Origin of the sequence: Curtobacterium sp. MCLR17_059, assembly GCF_003234665.1 — a bacterium.
In the GTDB taxonomy this organism is placed as follows: domain Bacteria; phylum Actinomycetota; class Actinomycetes; order Actinomycetales; family Microbacteriaceae; genus Curtobacterium; species Curtobacterium flaccumfaciens.
Genome location: NZ_QKSU01000001.1, coordinates 735,848 through 755,749, shown reverse-complemented (window position 1 = coordinate 755,749; position 19,902 = coordinate 735,848). Strand labels below are relative to the sequence as shown.

Here is a 19,902-nt window from a genome sequence, read left to right as displayed (position 1 = left end):
GACCCACGAGTACCCCTCAGCGCGGGGCGGACAGGAACCGCAGCGCTGCTTCGCGGAAGGGCCGGGAGGTCGGGGCGTTGAAGTGGTTGCGCCCGGGGATCTCGAAGAAGGTGGCGTCCGGCGCGGCCTCGGCGAGCCGGACCGCGCTGTCGCGGATGCCGTCCTCGCTGCCCGCGGCGATCAGGAGCGGCTGCGCCGGGGCGTTCTCCGGGGTCGGCTCGATGCTGTTCCGCATCCCCTCGACCATGGCCACGAGCGCGCCGAGGTCGTTGCCCTCGACGTTGCCCGCCATCGTCAGGTAGCCGTTGGTGACGCGGTCCTCGATGGGGGTGCCGTCGGCGATGTACGCCTTCGCCTGGTCGACGCGGACGCGACGCATGGGGTCGGCGTCCGGGATCCCGCCGAACACCGCACGTGAGATCCGGCCGGGCAGCCGTTCGGCGGTGTGCCAGCCGACCCGTGCGCCGAGCGAGTACCCGAGGTACGCGACGTCGTCGAGCAGGTACGTGTCGATGACCGTGGTGACGTCGGCGACGAGCAGGTCCATCGAGTAGGCACCGGGGTCGTGCGGCTTCGCGCTCGCGCCGTGCCCGCGCTGGTCGAGCGCCAGGACCCGGTACCCGGCACGGACCAGGTGCCGCGTCCAGCCCGAGGCGTGCCAGTTGAGCACCGCACCGGAGGCGAAGCCGTGCACCGCGATGACGGCCGGGGCGTCGGGGTCGCCGAAGTCGTAGGTCGCGAGTCGCAGCCCGTCGGGCGACATCACGAACCGGGGGCGGGGCGCTTCGGGGACGAGTGACATGTCCTCTCAAGCGTATCGGGGCAGTGTGGTGGCCATGGACGGCTACGGCGGCGATCAGATCCGGGCGGCGGAACGCCCCCACCTCGACGCGGGGGAACCCCTGATGCAGCGCGCCGCCGACGGGCTCGCGCGCATCGTCGGCGACCTGCTGGACGACCCGGCCGTGCGGCCGGTCGACGGGCCGGGATCCGTCCTCGTGCTCGCCGGCAGCGGCGACAACGGCGGTGACGCCCTGTTCGCGGGCGCTCGCCTGGCAGCGGCCGGGAGGCACGTGACGGTCCTGCGCGTCGGCTCCCGTGTCCACGAGGACGGCCTGGCAGCGGCGCTGGACGCCGGCGCCCGTCTGCTCGACGGCCCGTCCGGCGCCTCGGGACCGAACGCGGGCGGAGCGGCCGACATCCTGCGGGCCGCCAGTCGGAGCGACGGCGAACGCCTGGCGGACGTCGCGACCGAGGCGGCACTCGAGGCCGACCTGGTGCTCGACGGCATCCTCGGCATCGGGGTGCACGGCGCGAACGCACTGCGGTCCCCCGCGCGGGAGGTCGTGGACGCCATCCGTGAGCTCGCCCGCGACCAGCGCGCGCCGTTCGTCGTCGCGGTGGACGTGCCGAGCGGCATCGACGTGGACACCGGCGGCGTCGCGGACGACCACGTCCTGCACGCCGACGTCACCGTCACCTTCGGCGGCGTGAAGGCCGGCCTGTTGACCGGACCCGCCGCCACCCTCGCCGGCCGGATCGAACTCGTCGACGTCGGGATCGGTGCGGACCTGGCGACGATGGAGCCGCTGATCCGCACCTGACCCCTCGCCCGTCAGTGCTGCTCGAACGTCAGTGGTGCTCGTACAGCACGGGCTCCGGCAGACCGTGCTCGGCGCGGACGCTGCGTGCGATGCCCTCGATGGCGACCAGGGCATCGACCACGAGCTCGGGCGTCACCGGGAACGGCATGTTGTGGATGGTCTCGCCCTCCACCGTCGCGGCCTCGGCCACGGCGCGCAGCACGTCACGGTCGTCCACCGTCAGGCCGATCTCGGTCAGGGTGTTCGGCAGGCCGACCTTCGTGGTGAAGACGACGAAGTCCTCGATCTCCTCGGCCGGGGCGCCCTCGAGCACCAGCTGGGCGATCGTCCCGATGTTCACCTTCTGCCCGTGGGCCAGGCCGTGCGCCTGCGGAGCCGCGGTCAGCCCGTTGTGGATCGCGTGGGCGGCGGCGAGCCCACCGGACTCGAAGCCCAGGCCCGACAGCAGCGTGTTCGCCTCGACGACCTTCTCGAGCGCCGGGGTGACGACCTTGGCCTTGACGGCCTCGATGGCCTGCAGGGCGTTCTCGTGCAGGAGCTTCCACGACAGCTCGGCGAGCGCGACGCCGGTCTGGGTCTGCAGGCCGCCGGCCATGGTGTCGGCGTTGGCGCGCTTCGCGGCACGGGCCTCGACCCAGGTCGCCAGCGCGTCGCCGATGCCCGCGACCAGGAACTGCACCGGCGCGTTGGCGACGAGCCTGGTGTCGATGAGCACCAGGTCCGGGTTGTGCGGGAAGAAGCGGTACTCGATGAACTCGCCCTCGGCGGTGTAGATGACGGCGAGCGCCGAGGTCGGGGCGTCGGTGGACGCAGCCGTCGGCACGCTGGCCCACCGGATGCCGGCGAGGTGCCCGGCGGCCTTCGCGGCGTCGATCGCGGAGCCTCCACCGACCCCCACGATGACGTCGGCGTCCGTCGCACGGATCTGCTCGACGAGCTCGTCGACGGCCTCGGGGGTGGCGAAGCGGCCGAACCCGACACGCTCCACGGCCAGGTCGGCGGACCGGAAGCTCTCGGAGACGGCGGTCTCGACGATGCCCCAGACCACGTCGTCGGCGACGATCAGGGGCCGCTTGCCGATCGGGGCGATGAACTCGCCGACGCGGGTGATCGCGTCCTTGCCCTGGACGTAGCGGGCGGGGCTCATCACGGTGCTGATGGGAGTGGCCATCGTGCGGTTCCTTCCGGTTGTACGACAGGTGTACGACAAATGTCGGGGTGGCCGACGCCGCCGACGGTACGCGCGGCCGCTGATCGGGAGGTGCTGATCGGTAGGTTCGGGATCATGACGTTCAACGACGACTCGCACCTCCGCGGCGGCAAGGTCAAGCGGCGGGGTCGCACCACGGCGATCGGCGGAGGTGCCGTGGGCGTCGGCGCCATCGTGGTGTTCCTGATCGCGCAGTTCACCGGCTTCGACCTGAGCGGGATCGTCGGCGGCGGCAACGGCCTGACGACGATCCAGCAGGAGGGCGAGTCCGTCGACGCCGCCCCCGAGTGCCGGACCGGGCGCGACGCCAACCTGCGCGTCGAGTGCCGGATGGAGGGCGCGGCCGAGTCGCTCGACGCCTACTGGACGTCGGAGGCGCGGTCGCTCGGCATCTCGTACACGGCACCGGACTTCTTCCTGTTCCAGGACTCCACCGACACCTCGTGCGGGCAGGCCTCGGCCGCGACCGGCCCGTTCTACTGCCCACCGGACCGTGCGGTCTTCCTGGACACCGCGTTCTACGACGACCTGCAGTCGCAGTACGGCTCGTCCGGCGGTCCGCTCGCGCAGATGTACGTCGTCGCGCACGAGTGGGCGCACCACATCCAGCAGCTGCAGGCGTCGTTCGCGAACACCGACCGCTCCGGCACGGGGGCGTCGTCGGGCAGTGTCCGCGTCGAACTGCAGGCGGACTGCTACGCCGGGGCCTGGGTCGGCGACGCCGCCACGACCGAGGACGCGAACGGCGAGACGTTCTTCGAACCGATCACCCGCTCCCAGATCACCGACGCCCTGTCGGCGGCGAGCGCCGTGGGCGACGACAGCATCCAGGAGCGCGCGACCGGCCGCGTCGACCCGGACTCGTTCACGCACGGGTCGAGCGAGCAGCGACAGCGCTGGTTCCTGCGCGGCTACCAGCAGGGCGCGACGAGCTGCGACACCCTGAGCATCCCGGGTTCGGCCCTGTAGCCGCACCGTCGAACCCCGGGAGGCCCGGTGCCAGCTGGCACCGGGCCTCCCGTCCGTGGTCAGCGCGTCAGCGCTCGTTCATACGTCAGCGCTCGTCCAGGCGTCAGCGCTTGGTCGGCGTGGGCGACGGGGTCGCGCTCGGCGTGGGCGTCGGGGTGGCGTCGGTCGCCCCGGCGGCCGTCACCACGAAGGTGCGGAAGTCGTCGTTCGTGACCGGCGAGGTCAGCTCGTAGCGCTGCCCGTTCACGAGCACGAGCGGCGTGCCGGGGAACTCCTTGAGCGTCGACCCGGGGATCGTGCCGTCGGACACCGCCGTCGTCTGCTCGTCCACCCACTTGGCGTAGTCCTGGTCGGCGATGCAGCTCCGGACGGCGCTGCGTTCCTGCAGCCCCTGCACGCCCGTGACGACGTCGGTGAGCTCGGCGTCCGTCAGACCAGGGGTGCCCTCGTCCGGCTGCTTCGCGAAGAGCGCCTGGTTCACCGCGTAGAACTGGTTCGGGGAGTGCTCGGCGACGCAGGCGGCGGCGTTCGCGGCGCGGAGCGAGTACTTCGTGCCCTGCGAGCGGTTCGACAGGACCGCGACCGGGTGGATGTCCACCGTGGCCGCACCGGAGTCGACGAGGTCCTTGATGTAGTCGCCGTTCGCCTGCTCGAACTGGCCGCAGCCCGGGCAGAGGTAGTCGACGTACAGGGTGATCCGGACGGTGCCGGCGCCGTCGGTCGCGGCGCTGCTCGGCGACGCGGAGGCCGATCCGGACGCGGACGCCGCGACTGGCTTCAGGTCCTGCCCGATGGTGATGCCGCCCTGCGACATGGTCGACGGGCCGGGTCCGGCGGGCTTCACGGAGTCGACCAGCACGAGCGTGACGATCGTCGCGGCGGCGAGGAGCACGACCCCGAGCCCGATCTGCAGGCCGAGCCGGACACCACGCTGGCGTCGCTTCTGCTGGGTCCGGGCACGCTGGGCTCGCTGGCGGGCGGCTTCACGGCGCTCGTTCCGCGCGGCGCGGGCGGCACCCTCGGGGCGGTTGTTCATCGGTGCGTCGTCCTCCTGATCGGTGTCCGCTCGGCGTTCCCCTGCTCGGCGGACGGACCCGGCGATTGTAGTGGGGCGCTCTGGGAAGCCGCCGACCAAGGGGGAAAACACTGGCGCACCCGGGTGAACTCGTGTTGTATGAACCTCGACAGTCGACGGCGACTGTCCGGGGCCCGTACGGGCACACCGCTTCACTCGGATCGTCCGGCACGTACCTGCCGGTGAAGGAAGGACCGAACGCTCATGGCGTCCGTCACCTATGACAAGGCAACCCGTCTCTACCCCGGAGGCAACCGTCCCGCGGTCGACTCCCTCGACCTGGACGTCGCCGACGGCGAGTTCCTCGTCCTCGTCGGCCCCTCGGGTTGCGGCAAGTCCACCTCGCTCCGCATGCTGGCCGGCCTCGAAGAGGTCAACTCCGGTCAGATCCGCATCGGCGACCGCGACGTCACGGACGTCCCGCCGAAGGACCGCGACATCGCGATGGTGTTCCAGAACTACGCGCTGTACCCGCACATGACCGTCGCCGAGAACATGGGCTTCGCGCTCAAGATCGCCGGCGTCGGCAAGGAAGAGCGCGCCACCCGCGTGCAGGAAGCCGCCAAGCTCCTCGACCTCGAGGACTACCTCGGCCGCAAGCCGAAGGCGCTCTCCGGTGGTCAGCGTCAGCGCGTCGCGATGGGCCGTGCGATCGTCCGTCAGCCGCAGGTGTTCCTCATGGACGAGCCGCTGTCGAACCTCGACGCCAAGCTCCGCGTCCAGACCCGCACGCAGATCGCGTCGCTGCAGCGTCGTCTCGGCGTCACCACGGTCTACGTCACGCACGACCAGACCGAGGCCCTCACCATGGGTGACCGCATCGCGGTGCTCAAGGACGGCATCCTGCAGCAGGTCGGCACCCCGCGCGACCTGTACGAGAAGCCGAACAACGTGTTCGTCGCCGGCTTCATCGGTTCGCCGGCCATGAACCTGCTGCCCGCCGACGTCATCGAGGGCGGCATCAAGTTCGGCACGCTCAACCACGCGATCGACCGCGACACGCTGTCGAACGCCCGTGCCGCACAGATCACGGTCGGCATCCGCCCCGAGGACGTCATCGTGTCGCAGACCGGCGAGGGCCTGCCCGTCACGGTCGACGTCGTCGAGGAGCTCGGCGCCGACGGTTACCTCTACGGTCACGCGGACGTGAACGGCCAGCGCGCCGACATCGTCGCCCGTGTCGACGGTCGTGCGCACCCGTCGATCGGTGACACGATCGTCATCACGCCGAAGCAGGGCCACGTCCACGCCTTCGACACCGAGTCGGGCGACCGCCTCGACGACAAGGCCGTCGTCAGCGCGTAACCAGCGCACTCCCCCGAGAGCCCGCGCCCGCCTCACAAGGGCGGACGCGGGCTCTCGGCTGTCCCCGACACCAGAGGAACCACCGTGCCCGACTCGATGTCCATCACCGCCGCCACCGTCGACCCCGGCCTGCTCGACCTGCCGTGGGACCTGCCACTCGCCGACTGGCCCGACGACACGATCGTCGCGCTGCCGAAGGGCATCTCGCGGCACCTCGTGCGGTTCGTGCACCTGAGCGGGTACGTCGCCGCGGTGAAGGAGACCGGCGAAGAGGTCGCCCGGTCCGAGTACGAGATGCTCCGGACCCTGCAGCGGATGGACGTGCCGTGCGTGGACCCGGTCGCGGTCATCACGAACCGCGTCGACGCCGACGGTGAACCACTGCACCCCGTGCTCGTGACCCGCCACCTGCGGTTCTCCCTGCCCTACCGCGCGCTCTACTCGCAGACGCTGCGCCCCGAGACCGCCACCCGTCTGGTCGACGCCCTCGCGCTGCTGCTCGTCCGCCTGCACGTCATCGGGTTCTACTGGGGCGACGTGTCCCTGTCGAACACGCTGTTCCGTCGCGACGCCGGCGCCTTCGCCGCGTACCTGGTCGACGCCGAGACCGGCAAGCTCTACCCCGGCGGGCTGTCGAACGGTCAGCGCGAGAACGACCTCGAGGTCGCCCGGGTGAACATCGCCGGCGAGCTGCTCGACCTCGAGGCCGGCGGTCGACTGGACGAGAACGCCGACCCCGTGGACGTGTCGAACCGCATCGTCGCCCAGTACCGGACGCTCTGGACCGAGCTCACCGGCACCGAGCAGTTCGACATCAAGGAACGCTGGCGCATCAACGACCGCGTGGAGCGCCTGAACGAGCTCGGCTTCGACATCGAGGAACTCTCGATCCACACGACCGAGGGCGGCTCGCAGGTCCGGATCCAGCCGAAGGTCGTCGATGCCGGGCACCACCAGCGCCGACTGCTGCGCCTCACCGGGCTCGACGCCGGCGAGAACCAGGCCCGGCGCCTGCTCAACGACCTCGACTCGTACCGTGCCCGCAACGGCCGTGACGAACTCGACGAGGAGATGGTGGCGCACGAGTGGGTCTCACGGGTCTTCGAGCCCGTCGTCCGCTCGATCCCCCGTGACCTGCGCGGTCGGCTCGAACCCGCCGAGGTGTTCCACGAGCTGCTCGAGCACCGCTGGTTCATGTCCCAGCAGGAGGAGCGTTCCGTCTCGCTGCCCGAGGCCACGACCGCCTACATCAACGACGTGCTCCGACACCGTCGCGACGAGCGCCTGCTCATCAACCCGCCGACCTCGTCGATCACCGTGCCGATCCCGGTGCTGGACGACGACGACGCCGACGAGTCCGACGAGTCCGACGACGTCGACGACTGGCGCGCCACGGTCTGACGCGGTCCCCGCTCGGTCACGACACCCCGCCGGGTGGGCGCCGACCGGTCGCAGACCGTCGACTGCGGCGTCGCGCAGCGACGACTCGTGACCACACGGCGGGCACCAGCCAACGCGTCCTGACCGTTCGGGGGTCGAGAACGCGACCGCCGCCTGGAGGCCCGTCCCGCGTCCCGGAGACCGGCGCCGGGCCTCCAGACCGTCACGCCGACCCCGCCTGCCACCGTGAGCAGGAATGGTCGCCTCCCGCTCGGGGAGGCGACCATTCCTGCTCACGAAGTGCTGGGGCTACGCGGTGCGACGGCGCCGCGCGACCTCCCACAGGGTGACGCTCGCGGCGATGCCGGCGTTCAGGGACTCGGTGGCGCTCGAGATCGGGATCGACACGATGGCGTCGCAGGTCTCGGTGACCAGGCGCGACAGGCCCTTGCCCTCGGAACCGACGACGATCACGATCGGGCGGTCCGCGAGCTCGAGGCCGTCGAGCTCCACGTCACCGTCGCCGTCCAGGCCGAGGACGAACAGGCCCATCGACTTGAGCGACTTCAGGGTCTGCGTGAGGTTCGGGGCCATCGCGACCGGCGTGCGTGCGGCGGCACCGGCCGAGGTCTTCCACGCCGACGCCGTCACGCCGACCGAACGACGCTGCGGCACGATGACGCCGTGTCCGCCGAACGCCGCGGTCGAGCGGATGATCGCGCCGAGGTTGCGGGGGTCGGTGATGCCGTCGAGCGCGACGAGCAGCGGGACCTGGTCACGCGAGAAGGCCTGCTCGACGATGTCCTCGGACACGGCGTACTGGTACGCCGGCACCTTCAGGGCGACGCCCTGGTGCACGCTGTCGTGTCCGGTGATGCGGTCGAGCTCGGGACGCATGAGCTCGATGATCGGCACGCCGCGGTGGTTGGCGAGCGCGAGGATCTCCTTCACGCGGTCGTCGACCTCGATGCGCGACGCGATGTAGAGCGTCGACGACGGGGTCTTCGTGCGCAGGGCCTCGAGCACGGAGTTGCGCCCGGTCACCAGCTCGGAGTCGTCGGTCTTGCGTGCCGGCGGACGGCCCGTGCGACCCTGCGGGGTGCTCGAGGAACCGTGACGGCCCTTGGCCGCCTCGAAGCGGTCCTTCGCGGCCTTGCGCTTGCCGGCGGGGTGGTACGGGCGGTCCTCGGCCTTCGGGGTCGGCTTGCGACCCTCGAGCGCCTGGGCGCCCTGTCCGCCGGAGCCGACCTGCTTGTTGCCCTTGCGACCGGTGCGGACGGCGCCGGGCCGACCCTTCTTGCTTCCCGAGACGTTCTTCATGCGTAGCTCCTGTTCGGCACTGCCGTGTTCAGGCGATGCTCCAGCGTGTTCCGGACGGCGTGTCCTCGATCGTGATGCCCGCGGCGGCGAGGTCGTCGCGCACGCGGTCGGCCGCGGTGAAGTCCCGTGCTGCCCTGGCGTCCGCGCGCTCCTGCACGAGGCGTTCGACGAGGGCGGCGAGCGGGCCTGCCGAGGTGTCGTGGCCGCCGCCCGACCAGTGGGCGGCTCGCGGGTCGATGCCGAGCACCTCCACCATCGCAGCCACCTGATGGTACGCGGTCCCGAGCGTTTCCGCATCGTCGGCGTCCAGGGCAGCGTTGCCTGTGCGCACGGTCTCGTGCAGCACGGCCAGGGCCTGGGGCACGGAGAGGTCGTCGTCCATGGCCGCTGCGAAGGCCTCGGGCACGGCCGGGGCGTCGGCGAGGTGGACGCCCTCGAGTCGGGTCTCGGCGCGCTCGAGGAACCCGGCGATGCGGTCGTACGCCGCCTCGGCCTCGGCCAGTGAGCCCTCGTGGTGGTCGATCGACGAGCGGTAGTGGGCGGCACCGAGGAAGTAGCGGACGACGGCGGGACGGGCGGATCCGAGGAAGTCCGCCGCGAAGATCGAGTTGCCGAGCGACTTCGACATCTTCTGGCCCTCGACGGTCACCAGGCCGTTGTGCAGCCAGTACGACGCGAACGGGTCCCCGGCGGCCGTGGACTGCGCCAGCTCGTTCTCGTGGTGCGGGAAGCGCAGGTCGAGCCCGCCGCCGTGGATGTCGAACGCCGGGCCGAGGTACCGACGGGACATCGCCGAGCACTCGATGTGCCAGCCCGGGCGGCCGGCGCCCCACGGGGAGTCCCAGTTGGCCGTCGACGGCTCGCCGGGCTTCGCACCCTTCCAGAGCGCGAAGTCACGGGCGTCGCGCTTGCCACGCGGATCGGCGTCGGCGGCCTCGACCATGTCCTCGCGCCGCTGCCGGGTGAGCACCCCGTAGTCGGCCCAGCTGCCGGTGTCGAAGTAGACGTCACCCGAGCCGTCGTCGGCGGCGTAGGCGTGCCCGCGGTCGATGAGGCGCTGGATGATCTCGTGCATCTGCGGCACGCTCGCGGTGGCGCGGGGCTCGTACGTCGGGGGCAGGATGCCGAGGGCGTTGTACGCGGCCGTGAACTCGAGCTCGACCCGGTAGGCGCGGGCGAACCACTCCTCGTCCGTGCCTGCAGCCAGGTCGAGGACCTTGTCGTCGATGTCGGTGACGTTGCGCACCAGGGTCACCCGGTACCCGCGGTGGGTGAGCCACCGACGCCAGATGTCGTAGACGAGCGCGGACCGCAGGTGCCCGATGTGCGGCGACGACTGCACCGTCGGACCACAGACGTAGACGCTCACGTGTCCGTCGACCAGGGGCACGAGGTCGACGACGGCTGCGGCGCGGGAGTCGTAGAGGCGAACGGTCACGCCTCAACCCTAATCGGCGCGGGGCCGCGGTTTCAGGAGGGACGCACGAGTGCCGTGGCGATCGCCGCGAGCCCCTCGCCACGGCCGGTGAACCCGAGCCCGTCGGTCGTCGTGCCGGACACGGCGACGGGCGCACCGACGACCGCGGACAGGGCGTCCTGCATCTCGTCACGCCGGCGGCCGATGCGCGGCCGGTTGCCGATGACCTGCACGGTGACGGACACCGGCACGAGCCCGGCGTCGGCGAGCAACGCGACCGCGCCGCGGACGAACACGTCGCCCGTGGCGCCGGCGTACTGCGGGTCGGCGGTGCCGAAGCGTCCGCCGATGTCGCCGAGGCCCCCGGCGGAGAGCAGGGCGTCGCACACCGCGTGCGCAACCGCGTCACCGTCACTGTGCCCGGAGAGACCGGGTTCGCCGGGGAAGTCGAGCAGCCCGACGCGGCAGGGCGAGGCGTCGTCGAAGGCGTGCACGTCGACCCCGAGCCCGAGTCGGACCGCGACGGCGTCCGACTGGCTGGCACCCGCCGCACCGGCACCAGCAGCGGCACCAGCACCAGCACCAGCTTCGGTCCGCGCCCGCACGATGGACTCGGCCCGGCCGAGGTCCCACGGCGTCGTGATCTTGAAGGCGTCGGCGTCACCCGGCACGAACCGGACGGTGCCCCCGACGGCCTGGAACACCCCGGCGTCGTCCGTCTCGGACTGCGACGACACCGCGTACGCCCGCCGCAGTGCCGCGAGTGGGAAGCCCTGCGGCGTCTGCACCCCGACGAGCGCCGCACGGTCGACGGTCTCGACGACGACGTCACCGTCGACCCGTTTGACCGTGTCCGTGACGGGGAGCGCCGGCACGACGCCCGCACCGTCACCGGCGGCGACGGCGTCGAACACCCGCGAGAACTGTGCCGCGGGCGTGAGGCACCGCGCCGCGTCGTGCACGAGCACCGTGGTGACGGAGTCCGGCAGGACGGCCAGGCCGGCCTCGACCGACCCGTGGCGATCCGCGCCTCCTGGGACGACGGCCGTGTACGCGACCGCGGCACCCGCGACCGAACTGACCACCTGCCGGCACTCGTCCAGGTGCGACGCCGGTGCGACCACGACGACGAGCGTCGGTGACGGCAAGGCGAACAGGGGTTCGAGCGCCCGCGCGAGCATGAGCGAACCGGCCACGGGCACGAACGCCTTCGCGGTCCCGATGCCGAGCCGGGTGCCGGAGCCCGCCGCAACGACGACGACCGCCCGGTCCACCCCTTCGGGGAACCGTGCGGTCGTCGTTCGTGCTGTCGTGTTCAGTGCGCTGTCGTCAGGCTCAGGAAGCCAGGACCTCGTCGAGGACGGTCGATGCCTTGTCCTCGTCGGTCTTCTCGGCCAGCGCGAGCTCGGAGATCAGGATCTGCCGGGCCTTGGCCAGCATCCGCTTCTCACCCGCGGAGAGCCCGCGGTCCTGATCGCGCCGCCAGAGGTCGCGGACGACCTCGGACACCTTGATGACGTCACCGGAAGCGAGCTTCTCGAGGTTCGCCTTGTAGCGACGTGACCAGTTGGTGGGCTCTTCCGTGAACGGCGCCCGGAGGACCTCGAACACCTTGTCGAGTCCTTCCTTGCCGATCACGTCGCGGACGCCGACCAGGTCGACGTTGTCCGCCGGGACCTCGATCGTCAGGTCACCCTGCGTCACCCGCAGTTTCAGGTAGACCTTTTCCTCGCCCTTGATGACGCGAGTCTTGACTTCAGAGATGGTTGCCGCCCCGTGATGGGGGTAGACGACGGTCTCGCCGACCTCGAATTGCATGTATCAGGCTCCGTTCCCAGACATCTAGTTTACCACAAGGGCCGTTCCGGTAAGGGGACCCTCAACGCTCACCCCTCCCGGTGATCGCTAGGATGGGCGCGGGGACCGCCCGGTCTCCATCGTGACTTACGGAGGAATCTCTTGCGACCTCGGGTACTCGTGTCCGTCGCCGTTGCGGCAACCATCGCGCTCGGCGCCACCGGGTGCGAGTTCATGTCGCCGGCCCACACCGTCGACATCAAGCAGATCACCGACGGCGTGGACGTCTCGACCGGCAAGGTCGACGTGCGGAACGCCCTCCTGATCTCGGACGACGGTGAGAGCGCCCGCTTCATCGGCACGCTCGTGAACAACGACGACCAGGACGACTACACCGTCTCGATCGAGATCGGCGGCGACACCCAGACCGTCGACGTGCCGGCGAACACCCACGTCGACCTCGCCATGGCCGCTGGTGCGGGCAGCGACGACGAGTCGAGCGTGCAAGAGGGCGACACCACGCAGGGCACCACCGCCGGTGACGCCGAGCCGATCGTCTTCGACAACGCGGACGCCAAGCCCGGTTCGCTCGTGAAGGTCTACTTCAGCTACCCCGACGCCGAGGGCACCTCGGCCAACGTGCCGGTGCTGACGAGCTCGCAGGAGGAGTACCAGACCCTCGCGCCGAGCCCGACCCCGACGCCCACCTCGACGTCCCCGTCCGAGAGCGGCGCACAGTCGACCGGCGAGGCCGTGCCCGGCACGCAGCCGACCGACTCGCAGACGGATTCGTCCGAGGGCGACAACGGCACCAACTGACGCCGACGGGCGCGGCTGACACCGCGCCCGGACCGTTCGCACAGGAGGCCCGGTGCGAGTCCCAGGGACTCGCACCGGGCCTCCTGTCCGTCCGTCTCAGGCCTCGATGCGGTACCCGAGACCGCGGACCGTCACCAGGATCTCGGGGGTCGACGGGACCCGCTCGATCTTCGAGCGGATGCGCTTGATGTGCACGTCGAGGGTCTTGGTGTCGCCGAAGTAGTCGGAACCCCACACCCGGTCGATGAGCTGCCCGCGGGTCAGCACACGGCCGGCGTTCCGGAGCAGCAGCTCGAGGAGCTCGAACTCCTTGAGCGGCATCGGGGTCTCGGACCCGTCGACCGACACCGTGTGCCGCTCGACGTCCATCCGGATGCCGCCGACCTGCAGGATGCCGCTGTCCGCCGGGTCGTCCTCGGTCCGGCGACGGAGCACGGCACGGATCCGGGCCAGGAGCTCCCGGGTCGAGTACGGCTTCGTCACGTAGTCGTCGGCGCCGAGCTCGAGCCCGACGACGATGTCCACCTCCGAGTCCTTCGCGGTCAGCATGATGATCGGCGCGTTCGACCGGGTCCGGATCTGCCGGCACACCTCGGTGCCGCTCAGGCCCGGCAGCATGAGGTCGAGGAGCACCAGGTCGGGGTTCTCCGCGTCGAACTTCGACAGCGCGGTCACGCCGTCGGCAGCGACGGAGGTCTCGTACCCCTCACGCTGCAGCAGGAACTCCAGGGGCTCGCTCAGGGCCGGCTCGTCGTCGACGATGAGGATCTTGGTCACGATGGCTGCTCTTCCAGTTGCTCTTCGAGTGCTGTGGTCAGTTCGGGATCTGCCTCGGGCAGACGGATGGTGAAGGTCGAGCCCTTGCCGGGCTGCGACCAGACGCGCACGTCACCACCGTGGTTGCTGACGACGTGCTTGACGATCGCGAGCCCGAGGCCGGTGCCCCCGGTGGCGCGCGACCGTGCGGGATCGACACGGTAGAACCGTTCGAAGACGCGGTCGAGGTCGGCCTCGGGGATGCCGACGCCCTGGTCGGTGATCGCGATCTCGACGAAGCCCTTCGACGACCGGACGCCCACGCCGACGCGGGTGTTGTCCGGCGAGTACTTCACCGCATTGGCGATGAGGTTCGACACCGCGACCTGCAGCAGCCCGCGGTCGCCCATCACCCGCAGCTTCGACTTCTTGGCGCGGATGATCTCGATCGAGCGGGCGCGGGCGACGACCTCGTTCGCGTCGATCGCGGCCTGCACGATCTTGTCGATGCCGGTCTCCTCGCTGTTCTCGAGCGCGTCGACGGACTGCAGCCGGGACAGCTCGATGATGTCCTTCGTCAGCGCTCCGAGCCGCTCGGACTCGGTGATGAGCTGCGCGGCGAACTTCTTCACGTGCACGGGGTCGTCGGCGGCGAGGACGAGGGTCTCGGACAGCAGGCCGATGGCGCCGATCGGCGTCTTCAGCTCGTGCGAGATGTTGGCGACGAAGTCGCGGCGGACCTCGTCGATGCGCCGGCTCTCGGTCAGGTCGTCCGCCGTGAGCAGGACGTACCGGTTGCCGAGCTGGGCGGCACGGAAGCTGAGGTAGCCGATGAGCTCCCCGTGGCGACCACGCGGCAGCTCGAGGTCCTCCGACCCCATCTCCCCGCTCTTGCGCACCCGGTCGATGAGCTCGAGCAGTTCGTGGTGCACCAGGCGTCGGCGCACGACGAGCCCCGCCGTGAGGGCCTGGGGGGATGCCGCGACGACGGTGTTCGACGGGTCGATGACGACCGCCGGGTTGTGCATCGTCGCGATGACCGCTGCGACGCCGTCCGGCAGGGTCCGCTCCGCCACGTCGGCAGCACGTGCCGTCCGCTCGGCGGTGATGATCAGCACCACGACGCCCGCGCCGAAGACCCCGCCGAGGAGCATCGACAGTGGCACGAGCCACGCGTTGTCCATGCCGCCAGTGTAGGGATGGTCATGCGGGGTTCCGGTACCGTTCACCGTCTGCGGAAGGCCAGAACGCGAAGCGTTCAGCCCCGCGTCACCGTTCGTTCACCTGGGCTGACGACACTCGTCCGGTACGCAGAGAGAGGTACTCCCCCATGCGCGAAGTCTTCCAGCAGGAACTCCAGGACGTCCAGGAGCGACTGACCGAGATCGCCGGGCTCGTCGAGTCCGCCATCACCCGAGCCACGCAGGCCTTCAGCGACTCCGACGTCGCCCTCGCCGAAGAGGTGATCGCCGACGACGAGAAGATCGACCTCGCCGCGAACAGCCTCGACGAGATCGCGATCGACATCCTCGCCCGCCAGGCCCCGGTCGCCCGCGACCTGCGCGTTGTCGTCACCGCCCTGCGCGTCAGCTCCTCGCTCGAGCGCATGGGCGACATGGCCGAGCACATCGCGCAGCTCGCCCGCCAGCGCTTCCCCGAGAAGGTCGTGCCGAAGGGCCTCCGCAGCACCTTCAAGGAGATGGGCCGGCACGACGTCGCGATGGCGCAGAAGCTCACGCGGCTGCTCGCCACCGAGGACATCGCGCTGTCGGCCGAGATCCGCGACGAGGACGACGCCGTCGACGAACTGCACGCCAGCGTCTTCGACTTCGTGCTCGGCGAGGCCTGGAAGGGCGGGCCGATCGACACCGTCGACGCCACCCTGGCCTCTCGCTACCACGAGCGCTTCGCCGACCACGCGGTCTCGATCGCGAAGAAGGTCGAGTACCTGGCCACCGGCGACTGGACCGGCGCGTCCACCTCGACCGCGGCCGTCTGACCCGACCCGATCGGTCTGACCCGGCCCGATCGGTCTGCGAGGATCGTGGCATGGCCCAGGTCGCGATCATCGTCAACGGCATGCCCGGTTCCGGCAAGAGCAGCATCGGCACGGCACTCGCCGAGGTGCTCGGGTGCCCGTTCCTGTCGAAGGACCGCATCAAGGAGCCCCTCGCCGACGTCGTCGGCCCGATGATCGCCTCGCGGCCGCTCGGCGGCATCGCGATGGACACGATGTGGTCCATGGCGCGGGCCGTCGAGAACGGGGTCGTCCTCGACGCCGTCTGGCTGCCGTCGCGTGACCGGGACCTCCTGGAGGCCGGACTCGCGTCCGCCGGGTCGCCTCGCGCCGTCGAGGTGTGGTGCGACACGGACCGCGCCACCGCCGAGCAGCGGCTGCGCGACCGGTACGAACCGGGCACCGTGCCGGTGCGGCACGAGGTGCACGGGGACCTGGCCGACGTGCTGGCCTTCTGGGACGAGCACGGCGACGACGCCCGGCCCGTCGGACTGCCCGGCGTGCCGGTGATCCGGGTCGACACGACGAAGCCCTACGACGTCGGCGCCCTGGTGCAGGAGATCGCGTCGCACTTCGTCTGACCAGCCACGGCTCGTCGAGCCGACCGTGCTGCCGAAGCGACAGGTCGTCGACGGGGCGATCCGTTCCTCCTGGCAGAGCGACAGGAGTCGGCGGAACGTCGGCGGCCCACTGTCGCTTTCGCGAACCCCCGCACACGCACGAACGCCCCGCCCGGATGCCGGACGGGGCGTTCTGCGTGGGTGCTACTTCTTGGCGCCCTGGGCGGCCACGGCGGCGGCGCCGGCTGCGGCGGCCTCGGGGTCCAGGTAGTACGCGGGCTTCGTCGGCGTGAAGTCGTCGTCGAGCTCGTACACCAGCGGGATGCCCGTCGGGATGTTCAGGCCGGCGATGTCGTCGTCGGAGATGCCGTCGAGGTGCTTCACGAGCGCACGCAGCGAGTTGCCGTGGGCCGTCACCAGCACGGTCTTGCCGGCGGCGAGGTCCTTCGTGATGTCGGACTCCCAGTACGGCAGCAGGCGGTCGATCACGAGCTTGAGCGACTCGGTGCGGGGCAGCCGGTCGCCGAGCTCGGCGTAGCGACGGTCACCGAACTGCGACCACTCGGCGTCGTCGGCGATGGGGGGCGGCGGGACGTCGAACGAACGGCGCCACTCCATGAACTGCTGCTCGCCGTACTCGGCCAGCGTCTGGGCCTTGTCCTTGCCCTGCAGGTCGCCGTAGTGGCGCTCGTTGAGGCGCCAGTCGCGCTTCACCGGCAGCCAGGCCAGGTCGGCCTGCAGCAGCGCGATGTCGGCCGTCTGGATCGCACGGGTCAGGAGCGAGGTGTACAGGACGTCGGGGACGATGCCAGACTCGGCGATGAGGTCGCCGGCGCGCTTCGCCTCCTTCTCGCCCAGCTCGCTGAGCCGGACGTCGACCCAACCGGTGAACAGGTTCTTCTGGTTCCAGTCACTGTTGCCGTGACGGAGCAGGACGAGCGTGGAGGTCATGCCTCCGAGTCTACCGAGCGGTACCGGCCCCGTACCCTTGACGCATGCCCATCGGGAACGTGACGCGCGGGACGACCGGGTACAACCGGCTCCGCCGCGTCGACCGGTGGATCGCGACCCTGCCGGTGCTGCGCAGGACGGACGACCCGCTCGTCGCCGACGTCGGCTACGGGGCCTCACCGACCACCACCCTCGAGCTGCGCGACCGGCTGGCGGCCGTCCGACCCGACGTCGAGGTGACCGGCATCGAGATTGAGCCCTCGCGGGTCGCGCTCGCGAACGCCGGGACCCGCGACGGCGTGACGTTCCGTTTGGGGGGCTTCGAGACGCCGACGCCCGGGCAGCGCCGGCCCGCCGTCATCCGGGCGTTCAACGTGCTGCGGCAGTACGACGAGTCCGCGGTGGTCGGGTCGTGGCGGATCATGCAGGACCGGCTGCAGCCCGGCGGTGCGCTCGTCGAGGGGACCTGCAACGAGGTCGGCCGGGTCGCATCGTGGGTGACACTCGACGACGTCGCGCCGCAGACCTTCACGGTGTCGCTCCGGCTCGCCGGGCTCGACGTACCCTCGATCGTCGCCGAGCGGCTGCCCAAGGCCCTGATCCACCGCAACGTGCCCGGCGAGCGGGTGCACGCGTTCTTGCGCGACCTCGACCTGTCGTGGGCGGTCGCGGCTCCGCTCGGCACGTACGGGCCCCGGCAGCGGTGGATCGCCACGGTGCGCGGGATGCGTGACCGCGGCTGGCCGGTGCTGCACGGGGTGACGCGCTGGCGGCTCGGCGAGCTCAGCGTCCCGTGGTCGGCCGTCGAGCCTGCCTGACGCTGCGACGCAAGACACCGGTGTTCGCGCTCCGAACACCCGCAAACCGCGGTGCGACCGGCGAACACCGGTGTTTTGCGACCGCCAACGGGGAGCTAGGAGCGCTTGACGGCTCCGAGCCGGGGCAGGCGCGGGACGTTCGCCGTCGCACCGGCCTCGGGCGGGACGATGGTCTCCTGCGCCGCGGTCACCACGATGTCGTCGGCCTCGAGCCGCAGGGTCGCGGTGGGGTCGAGGGAGCGCTTCACCACCGCGAGCCCGATCGGACCGAGCTCGTGGTGGATCGCGGACGCCGACAGCCGACCGACCTGCTTGTCGTCGAGCAGCACCGGGGTGCCGGGCGCCGGCAGCACGCCGTCGGACCCGTCGAGGTGCAGCAGCACGGCCCGACGCGGCGGGTGCCCGAGGTTGTGGACCTTGGCGACGGTCTCCTGCCCGCGGTAGCAGCCCTTCGACAGGTGCACGGCGGAACGCAGCCAGTCGAGCTCGTGCGGGATCGTCCGCTCGTCGACGTCGGACAGGGTCGGGCGCCAGGCGGCGATCCGCAGCGCCTCGTACGCGAGCAGCCCCGCGACGGGGACGGCCGACGTGGCGATCGCGGCCGCGGTGCCGGGGGTGACCACGGCGATGCGGAGGGTCCAGTCGGAGCCGGGGTGGGCCTCCTGGTCGGCGTAGCCCCATCCGCCCGGCGTGACGGCGCCCCACGGGTCGACCCACTCGGCGACGGGCGGTTCCGGCAGTTCGACGGACGCGAACGGGGCGTCCGCCCCGAACCAGCCGAGGGTGACGAAGTCGGCGGAGCGGTCGGCGACCTCGACCCGGAGCATGAAGCGCATCGAGTCGAGCCACCCGGCGAGCGGCGCAGCGTCAGCGCGCTCGGTGAGCAGCCAGACCGTCGCACCGTCGTCGACGACGCGGGCCGCGTGCTCGACGCGTCCGGCCTGGTCGAGCACGAGCGTCTCGGTGCTGACGCCGGTCGGCAACCCGGTGAGCTGCTGCGAGGTGATCGAGTTGAGCCACGACAACCGGTCCGGTCCGGAGACGGTGACGACACCGAGTCCGAGCTCGACGACGGCACGCCCCCGGGTCAGCAGGCGCTGCTCCCCGATCGGGTTGCCGAAGTGCGCGGCGACGGAGTCGGCCGCGACGAAGCCGTCACGCGCGGCGAACACCGACATCAGTCGACCTTCGCGAGCTGCCCCGAGGCGTGCGAGGTGAGTTCGCGACCGAGCGCGGCGATGTCCCACGCCCAGAAGAGCTTGCCCTCGACCAGCCCGTACAGGCGGGTCGCGGCGGAGTAGTCCTTCGCGTTCGGCGAGCGCAGCACGGCATCGGTCGACAGGTCGATCCGGCCCTTCAGCACACGGCCGACGTAGAGCTCGTTGACGCCCGTCGGGTGGATGATCGCGGCCTCGACGTCGAAGCCGTCCGTGGTGTTGCGGAGCGCCTCGACGCTCTCGACCGTGCTGAAGGGCGTGGGCCCGTCGCCCAGGAGCATCGCAGGGCCGCGGTCGCCCGGCTCGGTCGGACGGTCGATCCGCCAGTAGCCCATCTCGGCGGCGAGCGGGGTGTGGTCGTCGTCGAGCAGCCAGGTGGTCGACGAGTAGTTCAGGTACGGCAGACCGTCGTGGCTGAAGCTGACGCGCTGGCCGAACTCGTAGTTCCGGACCTCGTCGTCGTCACCGACCGGGTACTCGACCACACCGGTGCCCTCCCACACGCCGACCAGCCACGACAGCGGGACCAGTTCGGGGGCGAGGCCTTCGGGCAGCTCGATCAACGCTGGCCCTTGAACAGCTTCACGACGACGACCACCGAGATGAACGCGATCGCGAGCGACGCCAGGCCGAGGAGGCCGACGTAGAAGAGCTCGAGCGCAAGCAGCGAATCCATGCTCGGAGTCT

Annotated in this window: 20 protein-coding genes; 8 read left to right on the top strand and 12 right to left on the bottom strand. The window is 70.9% G+C overall.

The window, feature by feature from the left end; translation table 11 throughout:
* Positions 1–16 precede the first annotated feature (16 nt).
* Positions 17–802 (bottom strand): alpha/beta fold hydrolase, encoded by a 786-nt coding sequence (locus tag DEJ12_RS03795; protein ID WP_111029066.1) that lies wholly within the window; start codon positions 800–802, stop codon positions 17–19.
* Here DEJ12_RS03795 and DEJ12_RS03790 point away from each other — a divergent pair.
* Complete coding sequence (locus tag DEJ12_RS03790) at positions 801–1,604, top strand: NAD(P)H-hydrate epimerase (RefSeq protein ID WP_258370511.1); 804 nt, start codon at positions 801–803, stop codon at positions 1,602–1,604. The two genes, DEJ12_RS03795 and DEJ12_RS03790, sit on opposite strands and share 2 nt — an antisense overlap.
* A 28-nt stretch (positions 1,605–1,632) precedes the next feature.
* On the opposite strand, the gene DEJ12_RS03785 is transcribed toward DEJ12_RS03790, so the two are convergent.
* A complete protein-coding gene (locus tag DEJ12_RS03785) occupies positions 1,633–2,775 on the bottom strand; it encodes a glycerol dehydrogenase (protein ID WP_111029064.1) in 1,143 nt (380 codons plus the stop codon).
* A 114-nt stretch (positions 2,776–2,889) separates the two neighbouring features.
* Between DEJ12_RS03785 and DEJ12_RS03780 the strand changes: the two genes are divergently transcribed.
* Positions 2,890–3,783, top strand: coding sequence for a neutral zinc metallopeptidase (locus tag DEJ12_RS03780; RefSeq protein ID WP_111029063.1), 894 nt, complete (start codon positions 2,890–2,892; stop codon positions 3,781–3,783).
* A 103-nt stretch (positions 3,784–3,886) separates the two neighbouring features.
* Here DEJ12_RS03780 and DEJ12_RS03775 read toward each other — a convergent pair whose 3' ends face one another.
* A complete protein-coding gene (locus tag DEJ12_RS03775; protein ID WP_111029062.1) occupies positions 3,887–4,819 on the bottom strand; it encodes a thioredoxin domain-containing protein in 933 nt (310 codons plus the stop codon).
* Between the two features lie 243 nt (positions 4,820–5,062).
* Here DEJ12_RS03775 and DEJ12_RS03770 point away from each other — a divergent pair, with 243 nt between their 5' ends.
* Both DEJ12_RS03770 and DEJ12_RS03765 read left to right on the top strand, forming a co-directional pair.
* The gene (locus DEJ12_RS03770; protein ID WP_071404078.1) at positions 5,063–6,163 is read left to right on the top strand and encodes an ABC transporter ATP-binding protein; all 1,101 of its coding nucleotides are present in this window, start codon (positions 5,063–5,065) and stop codon (positions 6,161–6,163) included.
* A gap of 84 nt (positions 6,164–6,247) precedes the next feature.
* Positions 6,248–7,564, top strand: a complete 1,317-nt coding sequence (locus DEJ12_RS03765; protein WP_111024143.1) for a DUF4032 domain-containing protein — start codon at positions 6,248–6,250, stop codon at positions 7,562–7,564.
* A 288-nt stretch (positions 7,565–7,852) separates the two neighbouring features.
* On the opposite strand, the gene rlmB is transcribed toward DEJ12_RS03765, so the two are convergent.
* The 4 genes from rlmB to DEJ12_RS03745 are packed head-to-tail and all read right to left on the bottom strand — an operon-like array spanning position 7,853 to position 12,098.
* The gene (gene rlmB / locus DEJ12_RS03760; protein WP_027466607.1) at positions 7,853–8,863 is read right to left on the bottom strand and encodes a 23S rRNA (guanosine(2251)-2'-O)-methyltransferase RlmB; all 1,011 of its coding nucleotides are present in this window, start codon (positions 8,861–8,863) and stop codon (positions 7,853–7,855) included.
* A 28-nt stretch (positions 8,864–8,891) separates the two neighbouring features.
* Complete coding sequence (cysS, locus tag DEJ12_RS03755; RefSeq protein WP_111029061.1) at positions 8,892–10,301, bottom strand: cysteine--tRNA ligase; 1,410 nt, start codon at positions 10,299–10,301, stop codon at positions 8,892–8,894.
* A gap of 32 nt (positions 10,302–10,333) precedes the next feature.
* Entirely contained in the window at positions 10,334–11,599 is a 1,266-nt protein-coding gene (gene ispD, locus DEJ12_RS03750) for a 2-C-methyl-D-erythritol 4-phosphate cytidylyltransferase (RefSeq protein WP_375334580.1), read from the bottom strand.
* Positions 11,600–11,615: 16 nt separating this feature from the next.
* Positions 11,616–12,098, bottom strand: a complete 483-nt coding sequence (locus DEJ12_RS03745) for a CarD family transcriptional regulator (RefSeq protein WP_017888066.1) — start codon at positions 12,096–12,098, stop codon at positions 11,616–11,618.
* A gap of 141 nt (positions 12,099–12,239) precedes the next feature.
* Between DEJ12_RS03745 and DEJ12_RS17935 the strand changes: the two genes are divergently transcribed.
* The gene (locus tag DEJ12_RS17935; protein WP_128780543.1) at positions 12,240–12,896 is read left to right on the top strand and encodes a hypothetical protein; all 657 of its coding nucleotides are present in this window, start codon (positions 12,240–12,242) and stop codon (positions 12,894–12,896) included.
* Between the two features lie 96 nt (positions 12,897–12,992).
* Here the strand turns inward: DEJ12_RS17935 and DEJ12_RS03735 are convergent, their stop codons facing one another.
* Complete coding sequence (locus tag DEJ12_RS03735; protein ID WP_027466611.1) at positions 12,993–13,673, bottom strand: response regulator transcription factor; 681 nt, start codon at positions 13,671–13,673, stop codon at positions 12,993–12,995.
* Positions 13,670–14,836 carry a cell wall metabolism sensor histidine kinase WalK gene (locus DEJ12_RS03730; protein WP_071404724.1) on the bottom strand — a complete coding sequence of 389 codons (1,167 nt, stop codon included), beginning with the start codon at positions 14,834–14,836 and terminating at the stop codon, positions 13,670–13,672. The genes DEJ12_RS03735 and DEJ12_RS03730 overlap by 4 nt, the downstream gene beginning before the upstream one ends.
* 146 nt (positions 14,837–14,982) lie before the next feature.
* Here DEJ12_RS03730 and phoU point away from each other — a divergent pair, with 146 nt between their 5' ends.
* Together phoU and DEJ12_RS03720 are read left to right on the top strand one after the other, a co-directional pair.
* Positions 14,983–15,651: a phosphate signaling complex protein PhoU gene (gene phoU, locus DEJ12_RS03725; RefSeq protein WP_027466613.1), complete on the top strand. Its 669-nt coding sequence runs from the start codon at positions 14,983–14,985 to the stop codon at positions 15,649–15,651.
* A 50-nt stretch (positions 15,652–15,701) separates the two neighbouring features.
* Positions 15,702–16,250 (top strand): AAA family ATPase, encoded by a 549-nt coding sequence (locus tag DEJ12_RS03720; RefSeq protein WP_035809234.1) that lies wholly within the window; start codon positions 15,702–15,704, stop codon positions 16,248–16,250.
* Positions 16,251–16,433: 183 nt separating this feature from the next.
* On the opposite strand, the gene DEJ12_RS03715 is transcribed toward DEJ12_RS03720, so the two are convergent.
* The gene (locus DEJ12_RS03715; protein WP_111029059.1) at positions 16,434–17,180 is read right to left on the bottom strand and encodes a phosphoglyceromutase; all 747 of its coding nucleotides are present in this window, start codon (positions 17,178–17,180) and stop codon (positions 16,434–16,436) included.
* Positions 17,181–17,224: 44 nt separating this feature from the next.
* Here DEJ12_RS03715 and DEJ12_RS03710 point away from each other — a divergent pair, with 44 nt between their 5' ends.
* Positions 17,225–17,998, top strand: coding sequence for a class I SAM-dependent methyltransferase (locus DEJ12_RS03710; RefSeq protein ID WP_110863119.1), 774 nt, complete (start codon positions 17,225–17,227; stop codon positions 17,996–17,998).
* Between the two features lie 95 nt (positions 17,999–18,093).
* Here DEJ12_RS03710 and DEJ12_RS03705 read toward each other — a convergent pair whose 3' ends face one another.
* A complete protein-coding gene (locus DEJ12_RS03705) occupies positions 18,094–19,176 on the bottom strand; it encodes a folate-binding protein YgfZ (protein ID WP_111029058.1) in 1,083 nt (360 codons plus the stop codon).
* Complete coding sequence (locus DEJ12_RS03700; RefSeq protein ID WP_027466617.1) at positions 19,176–19,778, bottom strand: FABP family protein; 603 nt, start codon at positions 19,776–19,778, stop codon at positions 19,176–19,178. The genes DEJ12_RS03705 and DEJ12_RS03700 overlap by 1 nt, the downstream gene beginning before the upstream one ends.
* Between the last annotated feature and the right edge of the window lie 124 nt (positions 19,779–19,902).

Bases quoted from the DNA above. Each gene is read 5' to 3' on its own strand.
- DEJ12_RS03790 (WP_258370511.1), top strand. From the start codon at position 801: ATGTCCTCTCAAGCGTATCGGGGCAGTGTGGTGGCCATGGACGGCTAC.
- DEJ12_RS03795 (WP_111029066.1), bottom strand. From the start codon at position 802: ATGTCACTCGTCCCCGAAGCGCCCCGCCCCCGGTTCGTGATGTCGCCC.
- DEJ12_RS03785 (WP_111029064.1), bottom strand. From the start codon at position 2,775: ATGGCCACTCCCATCAGCACCGTGATGAGCCCCGCCCGCTACGTCCAG.
- DEJ12_RS03780 (WP_111029063.1), top strand. From the start codon at position 2,890: ATGACGTTCAACGACGACTCGCACCTCCGCGGCGGCAAGGTCAAGCGG.
- DEJ12_RS03775 (WP_111029062.1), bottom strand. From the start codon at position 4,819: ATGAACAACCGCCCCGAGGGTGCCGCCCGCGCCGCGCGGAACGAGCGC.
- DEJ12_RS03770 (WP_071404078.1), top strand. From the start codon at position 5,063: ATGGCGTCCGTCACCTATGACAAGGCAACCCGTCTCTACCCCGGAGGC.
- rlmB (WP_027466607.1), bottom strand. From the start codon at position 8,863: ATGAAGAACGTCTCGGGAAGCAAGAAGGGTCGGCCCGGCGCCGTCCGC.
- DEJ12_RS03745 (WP_017888066.1), bottom strand. From the start codon at position 12,098: ATGCAATTCGAGGTCGGCGAGACCGTCGTCTACCCCCATCACGGGGCG.
- DEJ12_RS03730 (WP_071404724.1), bottom strand. From the start codon at position 14,836: ATGGACAACGCGTGGCTCGTGCCACTGTCGATGCTCCTCGGCGGGGTC.
- phoU (WP_027466613.1), top strand. From the start codon at position 14,983: ATGCGCGAAGTCTTCCAGCAGGAACTCCAGGACGTCCAGGAGCGACTG.
- DEJ12_RS03720 (WP_035809234.1), top strand. From the start codon at position 15,702: ATGGCCCAGGTCGCGATCATCGTCAACGGCATGCCCGGTTCCGGCAAG.
- DEJ12_RS03715 (WP_111029059.1), bottom strand. From the start codon at position 17,180: ATGACCTCCACGCTCGTCCTGCTCCGTCACGGCAACAGTGACTGGAAC.
- DEJ12_RS03710 (WP_110863119.1), top strand. From the start codon at position 17,225: ATGCCCATCGGGAACGTGACGCGCGGGACGACCGGGTACAACCGGCTC.
- DEJ12_RS03705 (WP_111029058.1), bottom strand. From the start codon at position 19,176: ATGTCGGTGTTCGCCGCGCGTGACGGCTTCGTCGCGGCCGACTCCGTC.